This window comes from Pseudomonas sp. B21-051 (genome assembly GCF_024748795.1).
Taxonomy (GTDB): Bacteria; Pseudomonadota; Gammaproteobacteria; order Pseudomonadales; family Pseudomonadaceae; genus Aquipseudomonas; species Aquipseudomonas putida_A.
Window position 1 is genome coordinate 4,197,549 of the sequence record NZ_CP087166.1, and the last position, 19,355, is coordinate 4,216,903.

Here is a 19,355-nt window from a genome sequence, read left to right on the forward strand (position 1 = left end):
TCGTTTCTATCGCTGATTTGTTTCCAGTTCCCCTGCTCGATACTTCAACGCGAGAAACACTAATGGTGCATAAGCAACAACGACCCCGACAAGGCCATCAAGTTCAAATTTCGATACGAGCAAAGCGACGGGGAGCAACCAGCAAATATTAATCATTCCGACCGCGAGCGTGACCGCCCTATGACTGCCCATCTTGCGAGAAGCGAATTGGTAGGCATGACTGCGATGCGCTTCATAGACTTTATCGCCTCGAAACAGTCGCCGAAGTAATGTGAAGGTCGCGTCGACGATAAACACACCCAGCAGGATGACCCACGCCCAGAGCATTTGAGGTTTTGTCCATGCTGCATGCAACGAAAGCAGGCCAAGTACGCCGCCCAAAAAGCCACTGCCGGCGTCTCCCATGAAAATCCGTGCAGGGGGGAAATTCCACCACAGAAACCCGATAACAGACGCCGCCAAAAATAATGGAAGCCAGATCAGTTCAGGCATGTCGCCAATCCAATACAGCAGGCACATCCCCAGACAGACGCATATGGCCTCGACACTGGCAATGCCATCTATTCCGTCCATGAAGTTGTAGAGATTCAGCATCCATACCAGATAGAACACCGCAAGGATGTCTCCGACCCAGCCCACATCGAAATCAAATCCCAAAACGGTGACAACTGGTAGGCCCCCCAACCAGAACAGCCCCCAGGATGCAGCGGCGAAATGCCCAAGAAGACGCCAACGCGCGGCGATATGGCCATGGTCATCCATGAACCCGATCACGGCAATCAACCCTCCCGTGCCAACGTACGCCGCAAAAACACCGAGCGAGATCACTCCCGTCGCAAACAACAGTGCAACAGCAAGCAAGAACGACAATACAATGGCTAACCCGCCGCCCCGAGGTGTTGGCACAGCATGGGAGCTACGGGCGTTGGGCACATCAACCAAGCGCTGGACAAGCGCGTAGTGTCGAAGCAGTTGCGTCAGGAAAAACGAGATACCGGCAATGACCGGAACCCACCATGCATTATTCATGAATGATCTCTTTCTGACAGAGGCACTGATACCTGCACAGTTTTATCCAATTGCGAGTCAGCATCAGACCAGAAGCAAGTACGCCGCTTGCCTGAAATCATTTGAACGACCACCGTTTATGCCCAATGTAACTGGTGAAAACCGGCACTGCGACCCCTACTGCGTGAGCGATCTCATGTTGAAACGAATTGACTCCGAGCGCAGGCAGAGCGTAATTGGCGAGTCCGAGACTGATAGCCCAGGTCTGTGCAACCGCGATGACATTGACTAATGTGAACCACAAGACCGATTGCTGAGTGGATTGTTCGCTCTTGGTAAAAACAAAGCATTTTATCAAGCAGAACGCAGTGATCATTCCGGTGATGTACGCGAGAATAACGGCAGTCGAAAAGTCAAACCACAGACTGTAGATAATTCTAGAGCCGAAGTTCACAGCCGCTGCCGTCCCGCCGGTCAACAGGAACATTAGAAACTGACGAGAAGCAAATTGCTTTATCAATGACTTGCATCCCGTGCCATTTTACGGCCGAAGCCGATACTTTCGGAAATACCCCGGTCTTCCGGGTAGTAGTACGAAGTATCCGCCACCCACAAACCCTCGACTGGAAGTGATACCGGTGGAAGACGGTTCAGATAGCCCGGATCGCAAATCGGTTGAGCATAACGATAGCGGCTTGCACGCACATCGATAAAATCAGAATCGGAAAGTTGCGGATTGATCTTCTTCAAATAAGTACGGACTTTTTCAATGAAAACCGCATCGGAATCTGAAAATTTTGGATTTTCACCGGGCATATAAAAAGGCACATATACAATATGCTGATCCAGCGGGCGCAGATTCGTGTACTCAACCAGACCTGGAATATCCATCTCCGGGTCATTGGTATTCAGCCAGAAATTTTCTGTCAACGCTTTTTTCAACTTCGCAATAACGCACACCACGGCGACGTTTTTCAGCGATGAAAATTTCGCCAGAACATCACTTGGCAAGTCAGGCATTATCCTGGGTACATAAGGAAGAGGAATCGTACTGATCACTTTGTCGAATCGCTCAACCTGCCCTGCAACTTCAACACCCTGAACCTTGTTCCCGTTCATGATGACTCGGGTTACCGGCGAACTCAGACGAAACTCCCCACCCTTAGACTCAATGTCTTTCTTCATGGCCTGAAGAAGCGTTTCGGAACCGCCATCAAGATAGCCGAGCTTCTCCCGGAACAAACTGTAACGAGAACGCCCGATACGTCTAATCCGACTCCAGATCCAGGCAGCCGAAAGATTGTCCGTGTACTCGTAAAACTTGAAATCGAACAGCCGACGCCAAAGTACCTCCCACGCCTCCGCTCCGACCCAGCGCTTGATCCAGCCTGTAGCCTCTACATTATCGAGAGGGTGCCAGTCATTTCGCTTGGTGCAAAGAAAAGCATGAAGGCCGTAGCGGACCTTCGCCACCAGACTCAAACCTCGGAACTTGAGCAGCGCCACAGGATTACCCCATGGCTGAAGGCGATTTTGATACCAGTAGCCCATCTTTGTTTCGGTCCAGCGCATTTTGTCAGCCAGACCAAGCTCACCCAGTACATTCAAAAAGTCATGGTCGGAAATACAATGAAAATGATAATAGCGCTCGATGCTGAGGCCTGAAAAATCAAACGCCGCTGTCATTCCACCGACGCGATCATCCGCCTCAAACACAATTGGAGTATGTCCGTCTCGTGCCAATTGATAGGCAACAGCCAATCCCATGGGACCTGCACCCAACACTGCAATACGTTGTCCCATGATTAAAACTCCAGAATTACTTTACCGTAGACCGCGTCATTGAATGTTTCGTTGATCGCCTCGGCAAAAGGCGTACAAGGTACGTTGAAGATGCCGGGCCAGTCGATTACTTCAAACTCATCTTTCGCACTGAGTGCTTCCAGCTGTTGAGTAGTGAACGGCGGATTTTTATCAAACAGGGACCATAACCAAATCAACAAGTAGAACAGTCTGTACGGAATATGCGCGATAATTGTCTTCGCGCCTGTGCTTTTCTTGATTTGCCGAATAATATCCACGTAGTCAATCTTTTCATGACCGGAAATATTATAGATACCCGCACCACGACGCGCCTCAATGCAACTCATGATTACATTGCAGAAATCCCCAACGTACAACGGCTGGCGCATGTATCGGCCATCACCTGGAATGGGAAACACCGGAACCCGCTTCATGAATCTGGATAACCAACCCAAGTGTTTGCGATCAAACCAGCCAAACATCAAGGTTGGTCGTAGTACCGGACAGGCAATGCCGCTCTCAAGCACGATCCGCTCTTGTTCTATCTTGCTCCGAGTGTAGAAGTCGTCCGCAACAGACTCCACTACAGACGAGCTCACGTGCACTAGATAGGGTGAGTTGCCCAACTTGATAGCGTCGAGGATCAACCGGGTGGCATCAACATTGTTACGAACGAAATCCTGATAATCGTTCCCGCCAATTTGCGCCTGAAGCATCACAACCACATCTGCTTCCGTGACACTCTTTTGCCAATCACCAGGTTCTGCAAGGTCAGCGTACTCAACGCGCACATCCGGCTGGACCTGCTTCAAAATCGCCAGGTTGGCCTTATGCTTATCGAATACCGTGATATCCGTATAGCCCTTTGCCCTTAACCGCGCGACCAGGTTCTGGCCGACCAGACCTGCCCCGCCCGGAATGACGATTCGACTGTTTAAATTGATAGCGTTCATTTACCCACCTGCAAATCTTTTTGGAACTGGCAATACTCCAGATGCTTGTCTACAACCCTGGCAATGCCAACGTGATAGGTTCCGGATGGAAGTGACGGGATCATCATGCCAAAACCGGATGGGCCAAGATTTGGAACCCCAAAGTACTCGTCTACGTCAACCCGCGGAAACTGCACTGCGTCGTGGTAAGAAATAGCCCCGGCCGCGTTTATTAATGTCACGTAAACGGCGTCAGGCAAAACGTTGTTTTTACCGGAGACGGTGGTCCAACCGCGTACTCTCACTGCGTGTTCGACCTCTACGCCCTCAGTTCCGACGTAATCAAGGCTGCCCTCGCAATCAGGTGTGTCTACCCGTGGGTAATCCAGCCCGATCTGTTGTTTCTGCACAGCCACATAACAGCCGGCGACCTCTGAAACCTTCCACTGCGGATCAGCAACGAGAGTGCTTAGATGCTGCACGTGCGGCTTTCTGGCATCAGGGCAGATGACTTCACCGCCCAGTTCCGCCTGCCCCAGGAACGACGACGGATTTTTCACAACTGCGTCGTAACCTTTGAACCAACTAGGTACGGTGAAGGATTTACGCTCCGAGTAATACGAGAGCGCAGAACTCCAGTCATTTCCGAATGCCACAAAAGCCTGATCACTGCGAAGGCTGTGTTTAAGCACCGAGGCGATGCCTAGATCCTTGGAGTTACCCGTGGTGTAGGTTTCCTTTATATTTGCGAAATAACCATTGGCGAATGCAATGTAGTTATTAATCATCAACGCGAGGAAGATGCAAAAAAACCATCCTCTGCCTTGCTGATTTGCTTGCAGGCGATCGCCAACGGCCAGTGCCAGTGCAAACACCAGGAACAGAACATTGGCACTTTGATAGTAATTATGTATCAAATGCAAATTGGTAAAAATGAGAAACGGTGCAAGCCCCAAAACCAACGACACTCCGATTGCGCGCTTGAGCATTACGGAGCGGGACCAGAACAGCGCTGCAAACACAAGCAGCACACCAACAAATCCGGAAAAGTTATCCTTTAAAACTCGTCCCCATAAGACGTCTTCGTATAGCTTCGAAGAAAAGCGCTGATCAAAAGTGCCCCAATTCCACTTGGACAGCGCAGCAGAAGTAATGCTGGTGCCAAATTCACTTCTGACTTTTACAATATCTGTGTAACGCGTCCAGCCATACCCTATCGCCAGTGGCACTGCGAACAACACCAGACACCAGAAGATATTCTGAGGGGTGATGGACTTCATCAAGCCTGAATTTTTATGAAGCTCATAAAAAAGAAATACGAACGCCATAACGGCCAACACCGCAAAACCAGTTGTAGCCTTCTGCAGAACCGACAGCACGATAAAAAAAACAAACAGGCCAGCATCCAGTTTTGCACGCGTACGTACAAAGGACACAAAGTAATCTACCGCTACCACTGCAAAAAACAGTGCAGCGGTTTCCATCATGAAGGTACGACCCCAAAACAAGTAGATCGGCGTCGAAAACAACAAAGCGACGAAGACACACAGGACTACATTGTCAATCGACAATTTCTTGCAGATTGATTTGGCCGGTAAAACGCACAATGCGAGAAAAACAAAAGACGTGACACGCCCCACCAAGCCCAGATCGAGGCCAGTCAGCATGGAAACGACTGAAACTATGTATTGATACAGTGGAAACTCAAAGGGAATGGTCCAAGGCGCGCCGCCTACGGGCGTCAGATAAGCAAGACTGAAACCATCCTTTATGAACCAATACGACGTCAGCGCCGTTTGCGTCTGCCGGAAAGCATGCTGTTCCAGCAGTGGCTGTCCGGAATAGTACAACGCGACAAACGCAGCGAAACCAAACGCCAGCAAAGCGACGAGCTTTACCCCAAGCTCAATCGTTATGCATTCCTTTAAAAAAACATTCAGTTTCAACACACACCCCTACTGAGTTTGGCTTACAGATTTATTCTTTTAAAAACGAAATTAGGTACAAGTTTGATAATCAGCATGATTAAACTCCAAAAACGCGGCGTGTAAAGAACCGCTTTTTTGCGCTGTAAGCCACTCAGAATCAATCGCGCCACGTCATCAGGCCTCGCAAGCAAGAGACCTGGTAACTTGAGACCTTGAGTCATCGGCGTATCAACAAAACCCGGTTTGATCGTCATCACGTGAACGCCAAGCTTGAACATACGCGCCTGCAAACCTTCACAAAACGTGGAGACCGCTGCTTTTGCAGTGCCATAAACGTAGTTTGACGGGCGCCCCCTATCTCCGGCAACGGACGAAATGATCGCCATGCTGCCGCAACGTTGGCGCTCGAACTGATTTGCCAACAACGTTAAAAGGCTGATCACCGAAGTGCCGTTATTAGCGAACTCTTTCAAAGCAACATTCACATCTTGCTCGCACGCCTTCTGATCAGGCAGCGTGCCATGAGCAATCAGCGCTATATCGATTTGTCGCAAAGACTGAACGCAACTTTCAACCAGAGTCGAGTGTTCCTCCAAATGGGCTAAATCCAACGTACAGGTGGTTACTGACTTGGCACCGCGCGCCCGCAGATCTGCTGCAGCCTGTTCCAGTTTTTCCGCGTTGCGCGCAACCAGAAAAAACTCGCTGCCTTCTTCTGCCCACAGCCGGGCACAGGCATTGGCGATCGCAGATGTCGCTCCGATAATCAAAACACGTTTCATGCTGTAACTCTTCTCCAAAAGAGGGAATTCAGGGACGGGTCTCGTAGAGCTTCCAGCTTCTCCCACGCCGGATAAAACCGACGGAAGTCACTACCTAGCATGTGCGCATCTTTAGCGGGATACAGGCGGCCGCCGGCCTCTCTGACGATGCAGTCAAGACGGGAAAACAAGTCTTTCTCAAGCCTCGAGTTCTGCGGAAAATCCAGTGCTAATGAAGTGCCTGGACGAGGAAAAGACAGCAAACCGGGAGATGAGATATCTCCGCAACGTTTAAGCACTGCCAAAAACGAACCTTGTCCCGAATCCGCGATGTTCTTTAGCAGTTCACGCGTAGCCGACTCTGCCTCGACATCAGGAATGACACACTGATATTGCTGAAACCCTTTACGACCATAGATTCGATTCCAGTGGAGAATTCGATCCAATGGATAAAAAAACGGTTCGTAGTTGACTCGTTTACGGGTAAGAGCTGCCGGATGTACCCGCCAGTACGTTTCGTTGAAAGCCTTCAAGCTGAGTCGGTTAATGAGCGAAACCGGGGGCGCTACCGGCACCATAAGCCTGGAGCGAGTTTCAGCCTCAAGACTGCCGTATTCGGCGTGATCACCGACAATAAATACGCCGCGTCCGGTTTGACCACCTTTAGCCAGACAATCAATCCACGCAACGCTGTATTCATGCTGTGGATCCAACTCGGAAGAAAGGGAAAAGAACTCTCCCAGATTGTCGAAGCGAACGACCGAACAATCAATTTGACTGGATTGTATCGGGATCAGCTGAATCTCGGCCCAGTTCACAATCCCTGTTAGCCCTAACCCGCCTATGGTTGCTGCGAACAAATCGGCATTCTGCGAGGGAGAGCAGACAACAGGTTCCTGGCAATTGCGCACCAGACCAAAACACCTGACGTGGTTTCCGAATGTGCCGCGGGCGTGGTGGTTTTTTCCATGCACGTCATTGGCAATTGCGCCCCCCAGAGTCACGAACTTGGTGCCCGGTGTCACTGCTAGAAACCATCCTCGCGGAATGGCAAGCGATAGAATTTCCGCCAACGTCACTCCCGCCTCTGCGCGAATGATCCCCGCTGCCCAGTCAACCTCGATAAATCGGTCCAACGTCCGCATGCAGAGCACGTGCCCGCTCGCAGCCATACAGCTGTCGCCGTAACTGCGACCGTTACCAAAAGGCAGTGTCGTGCCGTGGGTATCCACGATGCGCCGAAGTGCAACAGGCAAATCACTCTGCCACTGACAAGCCTCGCCAGTCAGCCGCTCATAAGGATAACGCCCCCAGGAATGGTACGAGGCACTCATGCTGCCGCCCAGAAAACGAGGCAGAACAATGCGCCTACCATCAGACTGACGCGATCCCGTATGGCGAATACAACCGGGTCATCATGCATCTGACCACGATGCGTCAGCATCCAGACTCGCGTCACCCAGAACAGCAAGAGCGGGCAAGCTAGCCAGATGATTTGCGGATGAGCATATAAACTGGTAGTGGCCTGATCATGGATATAAAGAGCCAAAACCATTACCGCGAGGTAACCGGATGATGCTCCCAATGAAGAGATCATCTCTAGATCGCCCGGGTAATATCCACGACCGCGGGTTTTCTGGGTAAGACCTTTGCGCCTGGCTTCTCCAAGCTCCGCGTAGCGCTTGACCAGTGCAAGACTAAGAAACATGAACATGGAAAACGCCAGAATCCAGAAGGTAAGCTCCAGACCGAAAGCCGCCGCGCCTGCGATAATGCGTAAAGTATAAAGTGCTGCCAATGCGATTACGTCCACCGCCATTTGCCGCTTCAGCCAGAGCGAATAAGCAAATGTGAGGATGTAATAGGCAACCAATGTGGCAACAAACGCCCAAGGTAAAAACAACGCGGCGCCGGCAAAGGCGCCGGTCAACAGTAACGGAAACACCATAATCCCGGAACCGATGCTCAAGCGACCGGACGCAAAAGGTCGAAACCTCTTGGTTCCATGGTGCCTGTCATCCGCCAGATCCAATAAATCATTGAGAAGATAGACGCTGGAAGCGCAAAGGCCAAAAAACAAAAAGGCCATGACTCCCTGCCAGATCAATAAATAATTACCCAACTGGTGTGCAGCCAATAGCGGTACAAAAATAAGGATATTTTTCATCCACTGATGTAGCCGCAACGCTTTGCGCCAGTCTTTGACGCCGGCCACGTTGGAGAGCATTACCTCCTTGACGTTACCTATTGCCTGAGCACGCCGCTCCACCCCGCGCTCAGGGTTAACGACATAAGCGTCACGCGACACTTCCCACACAGACAAGTCGTCCGAAGAGTTCCCTACATAGTCAAAGCCTTTCACACCAAAATGCTCGACCAGCAAATCTCGCTTTCGATGGGATGACAGATTGACCTTTTCGTCGGAGGCGAGCACCTGATCGAAAATACCCAGATGCTCAGCAATACGTTCGGCCAGGGAAATGTGGCTGGCCGTCGCCAAGACTACCTTTCGCCCGGAATTTCGCGCTGAATTAACAAGATCAAGAACCGCGGGGTCATAAGGCAAAACGGTGACATCAATGTCTACCGCGCGAGCAAGATTAGCTTTGAGCGTAGCCTTGCCCTTTACAAGCCATTTGAACAGTCGGAGAGCCTTGAGAGGTCGGTGGCGAACAAAGGCCATCCCGGTTTCCAAGAGTAAATCCGAGCGCAATAGGGTGCCGTCGAGATCGACAACGAGGGGGGTATTCAAGCTTTAACTTCCTTGAGTGCGACTCTGGTTGTGCCTGTTTTAAAGCGATCTTGAGCTAGAGACCCCCATCAGCCACTGATGAACAACCAAAGCAAATCAATTCGCCGTCTGCCAATCATTTGGGCGGAGAAATTAACACAAGAGATGACTTTTTTCACGGATTCGAGAGGGCAACAACTGCAGAACGGCCCGCAGCGAGCGGCGCCGGCCCAAAGCGCCAAGGCTGCAAAGATCACAAAAAAGGACGAAAACAGTTGGTAAATCAATCCACCAGACATTTATGCGAGGACACGCAGGCCAGGGACCGAGCAAGACCTGACTGGCAACACACATCGCGGCAAAAGCCGATCGTCGTCTACACCGTATGCGCATTGCCTGTCAGAGCAGTTGATCTCTATGTCAACCTCTCGAAAAAAGGCGTCGAATAGAACGTAAACGGCAAATCAAATTCCAGCTTTTCGATTTTTTTATTGATTCAAGCTCTTTTGCCAGGGCCAGAAGCTTGTTTTCACTTTCGACTGACGAAGCCTGCATTTGCGCCTGAATCTGGCCAACTAACTGATTAAGGTGATCAATCTGCTCGCGTCGCGAGTCATTTTGTCCCTCAAGCCATTTGATCTGAGCCAGATAGGTGTCGGACAAATCCTGTAGCTGGCCGACAAACTCAACCAAAGGTTGCGTCAGAGAGCGTGATCGATCAAGAAAAGTTGGTAATTGATGTGCCGACCAATCAGTGTATTTGACCGCTTCGTTTTTTTCGCCCGAGACAAAAGTCATGAATTGGGCCTCCCGGAGGGAGTACTCCTCAAACATGGATTCGGTAAAATCGACTCCAAGATGAGCAAAAACCACACAAAACAATTGCCCTTGATTCAACAGACGCATATCGGCAGGCACAGCAAAACTGGAAATCATCCGTACCAGAGTAGTCAGTGATCGATAGGCCAGATAGCCCAGCGAGATATCACCTTTTACTGACCACTCCTGATCGATAATCGCAGGAGCGACGTCAGACAGGATAATGTTCTGAGGAATGGTGTCCAGTAACTTACCTGATACTTTGACGAAAAGATCGAGTTCAGACCCTTCCGGCTCCAGACCGGCCGACTGGCGCACGATGTTCAGGTAAGTGGAGAGAAACCGGGCAATCTGTTTCGCCGTCCAACCCGGCGTCTGGACGATACGGACAAATTCAGCACTCATCGCCTGGCCGGAGGAGAAGGCCTCTGCTGGCAAAACATGCTGGTATTCATCTTCTGAACCCACAGCTATCGCATCAGGACATAGACGCTGATGCAACACACTGACCACCTCGCCCATCTGTTTGAATTCCGCAAACTTGCAGAAAGCCGCCTGCCGCTCGCTTGAATAATGAATGGCCAGGGTTTGGTTATCAAAGATGGGCTCATCACTATTCGCAGCAGGTGATACGGCGAACAAGAAGGAGTTCGCCATATCAGGAAACAGGCCATTCTGTGCGATAACTGGCCATACACATTCAAGTGAAAAGTTCAGGTATTCGGATGAGGTTTGTGCGTCCCGAGACGCGGTCTGAGCAGCAAGCACCGAGCCATTGAAGGAAGAATTTTCTGCACTGGCAGCAGGCAATACGACGCTGGATGGCAATTTGTAATCCGGAAGCGGGAGTGCCAGCTCAATGCGCTGAAAACCCGCCTGGAGAAATCGGTTGGAGAGCTCTACGCGACCAAATGTTTCAACACCAGGCCGCTGGTATAGACCCTGAATACCTACCATCGGAACACTTAGATGATCTTCCGGCGCTCCTGCGAAGTATTTAAGCCCCAACTGGTTTTCAATAGCGACAACAAGTATCCCTTCAGGCTTGAGCAACTTTCTGGCCGCCATAAGCATAGACTGAACCGGATCTGCGCCCGCGCCATAAACCCCGGAATATTCCAGAACACCAATCAATGTGATCACGTCAAAGCGTACTTCTGTCTCGAACAGATCAAAGTGATCGTTTATCACTGTGACATTCGGCAGGTCCCGCGTGCGCTCGGCAGCGATCATTGCACGACGACTGCTACCTTCGATTGCGATGATATTGCCACCATTTTCGCCCAGAAAACGGGTAATGGCACCACATCCAGCACCGATCTCAAGCACATCGCCCTTAAGACGCTGCGACAATGGTCGTAATAGATTTCCCCGCGAAGCGCTCAAATGATAGCGCGTGGGCCAGTCATTACACGCGTTACGCAGCTCTTTGGAAAAAATAGAAACGTCGGATGCTTCGTGGATAATCCGATACAGCTTATTTTCGGTTCCATCGCCATCACTGTAATTAAAGGGCGCCGGTGTTGTGCGTGCCCAGATTCGCTGTTCAGCCTGAAATGCATATCCCAGTTCGGCGAGATCAAGAGATGAATGGCTCATTTAATACTCATCCCCATGTTCAAATTTGTAAGTCCAAAAAAACGAGAGTCAGTTTTGACTGCAAAGTGGATTGAGTCATAACGTCGGTCGTGCGGGACGATTTCCTCACCCTCACGAGTTGCAAGACCTAGCGATATGAAAAAATCGCCGTCACCCAGATTACAGTTGAAAGAGATGTCCGCGGTGAGCGTCTTACCCCCTTCGTAAACGGTCTGAACACCATCACATTGTAGAAGCTCAGAGTTGCTGCCAAAAAGGGTAACACCATCTTTGGTTTTTATCGTCATGCCGAGGATCGGCCGCATCAACGGCTGGATAATTTTTATTGCAACTTTCAAATTGACCTGAGAACCATTGCTTATTAGCGCCGGAAACTCCACTCCTTCACTGAAAAACGAAAAATCAGTTATCTGAGCGCTGCCATCTCCCCAGCGATATTCGTAAGAATTATAAAGTGGACGCTTGCTAAAGCTGTCTACATCAAACGATAGCTGAGTAGTGTCCATCGGAACGGGCTCGGCTTCGCTGAGTTCGGACTCAACGTCCACTACATCTTCAGAAGGCGATGGTAGTTCTACTTTTTTCTTCTGTTCCCGGCCAAACAGCAAATCCAAGTAACTATTGATAACGTCTCGCGGGTTACCTTGCTGAACCATATGACCTTGATCAAGCAGCACGGCACTTGAGCAATGCGTCACTACCTGCTCACTACTGTGTGTCACAAGCAAAATACTAGTGCCGTTGTCTTTTAATCTTTTAAGTCGATCAAAACATTTCGCCTGAAACTTTGCGTCGCCTACTGCCAGTGCTTCGTCGACAATCAGAATCTCAGGATCAATTTGTGCCTGAACTGCGAAAGCTAGTCGCACCAGCATGCCACTGGAATAAGTCTTAACGGGCTGATCAATAAAATGACCGATATCCGCAAAAGCGGCAATGCTGTCAAAGCGATTATCGATCTCTTCCTGACTCAATCCCAGCAGCGCGGCGTTCATGTAAACATTTTCGCGGCCAGTGAATTCGGCATTGAATCCGGAGCCTAGCTCAAGCAGCGCCGCGACTCGACCATGACTGGCGACGGAGCCGTTGGTAGGTGTCAGTGTACCGGCGATAATTTGAAGCAACGTCGACTTGCCAGAACCGTTTCTTCCGACAATGCCGACTGTCTCACCACGAGGCACTTCGAAAGAAATGTTCTTCAGCGCCCAAAACTCTCTGAACAGGTTCTGCCGCCCACGAAAGATCATCTGTTTCAGACGATCCTGAGGATTGTCGTAAATATGGTAACACTTGCTAATATCTGAAATGATGATCGCGCTATCTGATGACATTACACAGCCTATATATTTCGGGAGCGGCAACACCACGCTCAATCAAACAATCGTTCCTAGAGCCGCTCAAAAACTGGCTCCTCACGACTCGGTTACGCCTTGATGTATTGCCTGAGCCACATTTTCAACAGCGAAAACAATGACATTCGCTGGACTCCGGCAACACTGACGGGCTCCGCGAGAGGCTGCTCAATCACAATATATTCAATGAAGCCGGCGCGAAGCTCGGCGCTATCCAGCAGAAGTAGCTCTGGCTCCATTACACCCTTGGCTTCCTGCGAGCTGATAAACTGCTGAATCATCCAATAAACTTTGTCGTTACCTTGGAGATTCACCGAATTATGCAATCGGTGGACGTCGACCAGCCAACTCTCGACGCTCGATCCCTTATAAAACAAATCACGTTCAAAACGCCGCATTCCAGTTGCCATCACCCAACAGATCTCAAACAGCATCCATGCTCGATTTGAAGAGATGGTGTTACTCCCGTGAATCCGGTATTGCATAAGCGCTTCAGGCAAAAGGACGCACTTCGACGTTTCAGCAGCACGAAACATAAAATCCCAGTCGTGGGCAAATCTGAGATTGCGCATACCGCCAACTTTTTCGTAAAGCTTGCGGGTGAATACTATATTACTAGTGGTCGATACAAAGTTTGACACGATCAAATTCAAGGAAAAATCGTCTGTCGCTGAAAATGATTTCTCCATATCCGGGATCGACCAAGGCAGCATGTTTTTCCATGCTTCCTTGACGCCTAATGGCTTACCATCGGCATTGATAACCTCGATCCACGTGGTAACCAGGTCAGCATTTTCACGCAGAAGTGCTTCGATGCAACGCTTCAACCTATCGGGATGAAAAATATCATCGGAGTTTAGGATGGCCAGATACTCACCTTGAGCAAGCGCCAACCCTCGATTGATTGCGTTATGTGCCCCCGCATTTTTCTGTTCAACAAGCTTGAATCGCGAGTCACTGATCTGCCGCAGATAAGACAACGAGTCGTCTGTCGATCCATCATCGATAACGATAAGCTCAAGATCGTGCTCACTTTGATTTAAAACGCTATCGACAGCCTTTTCAATATAGTGGCGGTGGTTATAACTTGGAATTACTACCGAAATCTTGGTCATCAGTTACGACTCAGATGGTTCTGAACCCAGTCCCAACTGCCAGGCAAGCCTGCAGCTAGAGTAATGGGTGAAAAATGAATGCAGCGACTCAGCTTTTCTACATCAAGCACGTTGTAAGCAACGTCAATCGCGCGCGCGTCCCTTCTTTCCAACTGCAGATTGTACCCCGCGCTTCTGACAATCGGCAAAACATGCTCTTCAACGAGCTGCAGAACCGAAGTCCCTACTCCGCTACCCACATTGTAAACTTCGCCAATCTGGCCAGCTTCGAGAAGCCCGATAATTGCACAGGCAATATCATTGACGTGCACATAATCACGTACTGCCCCGCCATCACCAAAAATCGTAATGGATTTGCCCTGCAGAGCAGACGCAAACGCCGTCGCCACCAAGCCTTGCCCCTTGAAAGGAATCTGGCCAGGGCCGTAGGCGTTTGCCGGGCGCACAACGATACCCGGCAAACCACGCTGCCGGCAGTACAAGTGCACCATATGCTCAATACAGAGCTTAGAGGTCCCGTAGAGAGAAATGGGCTGTGCTGCCGCGTCTTCTCTTAGCGGGCTTCTGGAATCCGGATTGCCGTAGACTGTGCCACCGGAAGAAACAAATATGAATCGGGCAACGCCAGCAGCAATACACTCCTCCATCAACTGGATAGCGGGTGCGATATTGCGCTGATACTCATCCGCCATATCGCAGGCCTGGTTCAGTTGCAAACTGTCATGAGCCAGATGAACTACCGCGTGTGCCCCTGATAAGACTTTCCGCAACAGCTCACGATCAGCATAATCGCCATAGTGAACATCCAGATTCTTAGTGACGGCGTCAGATTCGGAATGGCTGTTGCGACACAACATATCAACCTTCAGGCCATCTTTTAATAAGTGATGAGCAACGTGCTGCCCAATAAAACCGCCACCGCCGATCAGAACAACCTTCCTCATGACGCAGCCTCTTCATAACCTAGACTGGCTTTATTGAAGCAATCGATGTACTGATTGGCGATCTCAGCGCTAGAGAATCGCTGCAAAATATCATTTTCAAAAGCCAGCAGTGATGCCTTGTATTGGGCCAACGATGCTATCCATTCTGCATATGCGATGTCGCGCGATTCGCCGCCAAGCTCTACCGGGATAGTTCGCCCGCCAGCATAATCGTCCAGGACATTCTGAATATCACCTGTATCCGTGGCAAAAACAGGAACAGCAAAGTTCAACACCTCAATCATTGCAATTGGCAGACCTTCGTATGCCGATGTGATGATCAAGCCTTCCGTTACACTGGCAAGTTCAAGTGTATTTTCGACGTACGGAATACGCATGACATTATCGAGCTTTTCTCGCCGGATGAAATCAACGCACTCTTTCGCAAGTTCCCCATCACCGACAAGAACGTAGAATTCGTCCGGATATCCCTGGCGTGACTTCGCAATCTTCAGGAACTCAACAGGGCGTTTCTGATCAGTCAGGCGCCCGACAAATGTAAACAGCTTACTGCTTGCCGGCAGTCCCAACTTTAGTCGGACAGCCTCGGGGGTGCTCTGCGTCGCCTTGAAATCGATTATCCGCTGAATATCGACTGCCGAATAAATCAAATCAACCTTACTCGTGGGAATGTTCAAATCGCCCACGAAACGCTGACGAATCTTTTGATTGATTGCTATGAACCGATCAAAGGAACGAATACCAGGTTCATGGTAACGATTAATCCATCCTTCCTTGGCGTCATATACTTCTTGATCGACGATTGGAATATCGCGAAATAGCGCTCGCAGGTTCAATGCGTTATCGCAAAGCCATGGCGAACCGTTGCAAATCCATACCAAATCCGGCGCCAGCCAGTTTTTCAAGCGCAGGAGAATACGCAAATACTCGGAGTGCGGCGCAATTTCCGACATCTCGATTACTCTCGCACCCGCATCCTGGAACTGACTGGCCAAGCTACCCTGTTCATGGCGCAAACGCTCCATCGTGACGATTACAAAGTCATAGGAATCCTTGAGTCGTCGGATGACTTCGACCGTATTACGCTCCACCCCACCCACCGCAACAAATACCGGGAACACGAAAACAAGCGGGCGATTCTTTGGTGACTTTATCAGCGCGGGTAAAAAATGACCGGCTGATCGTTGTTTGAATTGGCTGGTCTGAAACCAGGAGTTATGCTCATTGAACTGTACGTCTCTACCTAGAAGCTTAGAAACGGATGAAATGTTATCCGCACTGACATGCCTGCACTCAGTTCGATACAGCTTTCCGCAAAACTCCACGCCCTTCAGGTCCTCGCGCAGAATATTGCTGCTAATGGCCCGCGAGAACACCATCTGATTGCGCAGCTGCCCATAACTAACGTTACCGTCATTGCGCAGGTCATAGGAAAGCAGCACGACGTCGCAAGCATTTTCGACAAGTGCGAGCCAAGCTCCGATCAGATGGTCGCGGTGCGGAAAATCGGCGAGGGTATTGGGCCAAAAATAACAGAACTCCTGCGCCGTATCGTCACTATCAACTTTTTCAGCAGACAACTTTCCGTCATTTTCAAGCCAGGATACCGAGGCGTCGGCGCCCATAATGCCCCGAAAACGCTCGATAATTTGCTCAGACTGCGTATTGTTGCGGTTTACGATCAAACGCAACGAAACCCGTGAGCCTGATGCTGGAAAATCTTGGACCTTCACTTGCGGTGCGGCGGTACGACGCTTCACGGCCTCATGTAGACGTCTGAAAAGATAACGTGGATCCTTGGCAAGGTAGTAGAGCGCCCGGCCAGCCTGTCGTTGGAGACGAACACGCGTGTTGTTATCAGCACTTGGCTGATTGGACAAAACAAACAGCATCTCTAGTTCATCGAACGCCTGGCGCTGCATTTGAGGCTGGAGCAACTCTGAGGCATCGTGACTGATATGAGCGGCAAATAAGTTGGACGTCAACTGGTCATCGAACTCCAGCGACTCTGATTTGTTCGCTTCCAACTGCGTCCAGTAGCTATTCCAGATCGGGCCAAAATGTCGCGACATTGCCAAGGCCAAAACTTGGTCACTACCCGAAATTCTTTGCAGGACGCCATATTCGTACATCGCCCGAAACAGTGTCGTATAAATAAAACTCAAATAAGCGCCGACCACCTTTCTGGCTTTCTTTCCATTTTTCTGGATTAAGCTTTCAAGATAATTGCAACGCTCAACGAGCCTATCCAGCCTCGCCTGCCACTCTGCCTGGCTTACCCCCTGACGCTCCGTTTTGGAGTTCTTCAATGCCTCCGCGAGCGTATCGATCCCGAGTATTCTACCTACGCCCGGGTGAGCGTCTCGAAAAACCACCGCCATACGACCGGCACAGATCTGGCGCTTGCAGAAACCTTCCACAACGTACGGATGATAATGATCGCCCTTGGCACTGGTACTGTAGTAAATCTTCATACCCTGCAAAGAAAGGCGATATCCCAACTCGATATCTTCAAATCCGTATTGATCAAAACGGCCATCAAAAATCGTTTCCTGAGAGGCAACGAGCTCCCGATCAATACAAATATTACAAGTATAAAAGTGCCTAAAATCCACAAAGGACTCGTCCGGCAACCGGTTATAACTAAATTGCTCATTACCGATTTCAGTAATGTGCTCCATCAAGTGGTTGACCGTCAGATCAGAAGCCCAATCAACAACGCCAAGCGTTGCAACATTGCGACCCAGTCGCTTTGCCAGATTTGCGTGGACATTCAAAAGATCCGGTGCGGGGAAAATATCATCGCCAATTATGAGCAAGCGCTCGCCTGCGGCGGCGCGTATGGCAGCATTTCTCGCTTTCGATGCACCACCGTGATCGTTTTTCAGAACCCTGATCGGAAGATTGGAGACCTGCTCAAGAAATTCGACACTGCCATCTTCCGAGCCATCATCCGAAAAAATAATCTCATACGGAAAATCAGTATGCCTATCAACAATACGCCATGCCTCGATTACCGTGGGCAACAGGCGCAGTCTGTTATAGGTCGGAATGATCACACTGATGTAGGGAACCAGGTTTGACGCAGTCGATGAAAGGATCGACGCGGTTGTATCCACATCCTTTTGCTCTGCAAGATGCTTGGCGTTTATCCATTCCAGATCCAGTGACGGATTGAGATGGCGGCCCTCATGACGCCCATGCAGCCAGTAGTGCACTAACGGAGGAACGCCCAAAGCGGCCACATCCGGATAACGGGTGAGATAGTAAGTCCCATCGAACTCCGCGCAGGGATCACGCATCTCTCTCCAGCCGACACTCAGGTAGTGTCGAAGCGGATCAACTCCCGCGGCGGCCACATCGGCATTTTGTGCTAGATACCAAGGGGCGTTGAACAGTGCGCTCGTCTCCAACGCAGCTTGCCATCGCCGCTGCTCAAGTTTTTTTCCCAATCTGGATGGGAGCGTTTTGAGGAGTCGTTTCATGGAATGTTCTCTACGAATACATTTATCGAACGGTTCGCTCATCCTTAAAGGACGTCGGCAAAACCTTTACGGGTTTTTTGGAACCACCAAAAGCCTGCCCACGCGACGACGATGCTCAATAAATAATAGCTAGCCAGTGGAACGATCGAAGGCAAAGTTCCCCAGATCAAAACCCCCCGGGATGTTTCGATAATGAAGGTCAACGGATTCAGGTAAAGAAGATATCTATATTGTTCGGATACGGCGGTCATAGGGTAAAACATCGGTGACAAAAACATCAGAACGGTAGTGATGATACCCGTGAGTTGGGAAATATCCCGAAAGTAGACGCCAGTTGCAGCCAGAAACCAAGAAAACCCCATGGTGAGTAACACCAGAGGAAACAACACGACCGGAAATAATATGGCTGTCCAGGGAATCGACCCCTTCAGCAACAACTCTGCTACCAGCAAAACAAACCAACTGATGGCTGTGTGAAACAGCGCAGCCCCCATCGAAATCCATGGCAGGATTTCTAAAGGGAAAATAATTTTTTTGACATAGTTGGGATTACCGACAATTTGACTGGGCGCGCGATTGAAACATTCTGCAAATAGTCCATGCACAATCATCCCCGAAAAGATAATGATAGCGAACTCACCTGTGTCATGAGTCTCCGTATTACCCCAACGAGACTTGAAAATCACGCCAAAAATAAATGTGTAAACAACCAGTAGTAAAATCGGGTTGAAAAAGGACCACGCCAGGCCCATGACCGAACCGCGGTATCTACCGATGACCTCTCGGACTGTCATTTTTTGGATAATGGATCGGCGCTCCCAAAAGGTGCGGACCATATCGAACATGCTGGAAGGTGACGGTGTATGGGGGTTCATTAG

Annotated in this window: 15 protein-coding genes; 1 reads left to right on the forward strand and 14 read right to left on the reverse strand. The window is 50.0% G+C overall.

Annotated features, from left to right (window positions below; genetic code table 11):
* Positions 1-6: 6 nt before the first annotated feature.
* The 8 genes from LOY52_RS18765 to LOY52_RS18800 all read right to left on the reverse strand — a co-directional run bounded on the left by LOY52_RS18765 (position 7) and on the right by LOY52_RS18800 (position 9,184).
* Positions 7-1,029, reverse strand: coding sequence for a glycosyltransferase family 4 protein (locus LOY52_RS18765; protein WP_258675570.1), 1,023 nt, complete (start codon positions 1,027-1,029; stop codon positions 7-9).
* A 97-nt stretch (positions 1,030-1,126) separates the two neighbouring features.
* The gene (locus LOY52_RS18770) at positions 1,127-1,495 is read right to left on the reverse strand and encodes a GtrA family protein (protein ID WP_258679908.1); all 369 of its coding nucleotides are present in this window, start codon (positions 1,493-1,495) and stop codon (positions 1,127-1,129) included.
* A gap of 29 nt (positions 1,496-1,524) precedes the next feature.
* Positions 1,525-2,811 carry an NAD(P)/FAD-dependent oxidoreductase gene (locus tag LOY52_RS18775; protein ID WP_258675571.1) on the reverse strand — a complete coding sequence of 429 codons (1,287 nt, stop codon included), beginning with the start codon at positions 2,809-2,811 and terminating at the stop codon, positions 1,525-1,527.
* 2 nt (positions 2,812-2,813) lie between these two features.
* Positions 2,814-3,764 carry an NAD(P)-dependent oxidoreductase gene (locus LOY52_RS18780; RefSeq protein ID WP_258675572.1) on the reverse strand — a complete coding sequence of 317 codons (951 nt, stop codon included), beginning with the start codon at positions 3,762-3,764 and terminating at the stop codon, positions 2,814-2,816.
* Positions 3,761-5,689, reverse strand: coding sequence for a hypothetical protein (locus LOY52_RS18785; protein WP_258675573.1), 1,929 nt, complete (start codon positions 5,687-5,689; stop codon positions 3,761-3,763). Before LOY52_RS18785 ends, LOY52_RS18780 begins: the two co-directional genes overlap by 4 nt.
* Positions 5,690-5,712: 23 nt before the next feature.
* Positions 5,713-6,453 (reverse strand): SDR family oxidoreductase, encoded by a 741-nt coding sequence (locus LOY52_RS18790; protein ID WP_258675574.1) that lies wholly within the window; start codon positions 6,451-6,453, stop codon positions 5,713-5,715.
* Positions 6,450-7,766 (reverse strand): FAD-binding oxidoreductase, encoded by a 1,317-nt coding sequence (locus tag LOY52_RS18795; protein WP_258675575.1) that lies wholly within the window; start codon positions 7,764-7,766, stop codon positions 6,450-6,452. Before LOY52_RS18795 ends, LOY52_RS18790 begins: the two co-directional genes overlap by 4 nt.
* Positions 7,763-9,184 (reverse strand): UbiA family prenyltransferase, encoded by a 1,422-nt coding sequence (locus tag LOY52_RS18800; protein WP_258675576.1) that lies wholly within the window; start codon positions 9,182-9,184, stop codon positions 7,763-7,765. The genes LOY52_RS18795 and LOY52_RS18800 overlap by 4 nt, the downstream gene beginning before the upstream one ends.
* Before the next feature lie 78 nt (positions 9,185-9,262).
* Between LOY52_RS18800 and LOY52_RS18805 the strand changes: the two genes are divergently transcribed.
* Positions 9,263-9,445 (forward strand): hypothetical protein, encoded by a 183-nt coding sequence (locus LOY52_RS18805; protein WP_258675577.1) that lies wholly within the window; start codon positions 9,263-9,265, stop codon positions 9,443-9,445.
* 138 nt (positions 9,446-9,583) lie between these two features.
* Here the strand turns inward: LOY52_RS18805 and LOY52_RS18810 are convergent, their stop codons facing one another.
* The 6 genes from LOY52_RS18810 to LOY52_RS18835 all read right to left on the reverse strand — a co-directional run bounded on the left by LOY52_RS18810 (position 9,584) and on the right by LOY52_RS18835 (position 19,352).
* Entirely contained in the window at positions 9,584-11,581 is a 1,998-nt protein-coding gene (locus LOY52_RS18810; RefSeq protein ID WP_258675578.1) for a bifunctional 2-polyprenyl-6-hydroxyphenol methylase/3-demethylubiquinol 3-O-methyltransferase UbiG, read from the reverse strand.
* Positions 11,578-12,912: an ABC transporter ATP-binding protein gene (locus tag LOY52_RS18815; RefSeq protein WP_408980443.1), complete on the reverse strand. Its 1,335-nt coding sequence runs from the start codon at positions 12,910-12,912 to the stop codon at positions 11,578-11,580. The genes LOY52_RS18810 and LOY52_RS18815 overlap by 4 nt, the downstream gene beginning before the upstream one ends.
* A 92-nt stretch (positions 12,913-13,004) precedes the next feature.
* Positions 13,005-14,048, reverse strand: coding sequence for a glycosyltransferase (locus LOY52_RS18820; RefSeq protein WP_258675579.1), 1,044 nt, complete (start codon positions 14,046-14,048; stop codon positions 13,005-13,007).
* Positions 14,048-14,992 carry an NAD-dependent epimerase/dehydratase family protein gene (locus LOY52_RS18825; RefSeq protein WP_258675580.1) on the reverse strand — a complete coding sequence of 315 codons (945 nt, stop codon included), beginning with the start codon at positions 14,990-14,992 and terminating at the stop codon, positions 14,048-14,050. Before LOY52_RS18825 ends, LOY52_RS18820 begins: the two co-directional genes overlap by 1 nt.
* A complete protein-coding gene (locus tag LOY52_RS18830) occupies positions 14,989-18,477 on the reverse strand; it encodes a glycosyltransferase (protein WP_258675581.1) in 3,489 nt (1,162 codons plus the stop codon). Before LOY52_RS18830 ends, LOY52_RS18825 begins: the two co-directional genes overlap by 4 nt.
* A 44-nt stretch (positions 18,478-18,521) precedes the next feature.
* Complete coding sequence (locus LOY52_RS18835) at positions 18,522-19,352, reverse strand: ABC transporter permease (RefSeq protein ID WP_258675582.1); 831 nt, start codon at positions 19,350-19,352, stop codon at positions 18,522-18,524.
* Between the last annotated feature and the right edge of the window lie 3 nt (positions 19,353-19,355).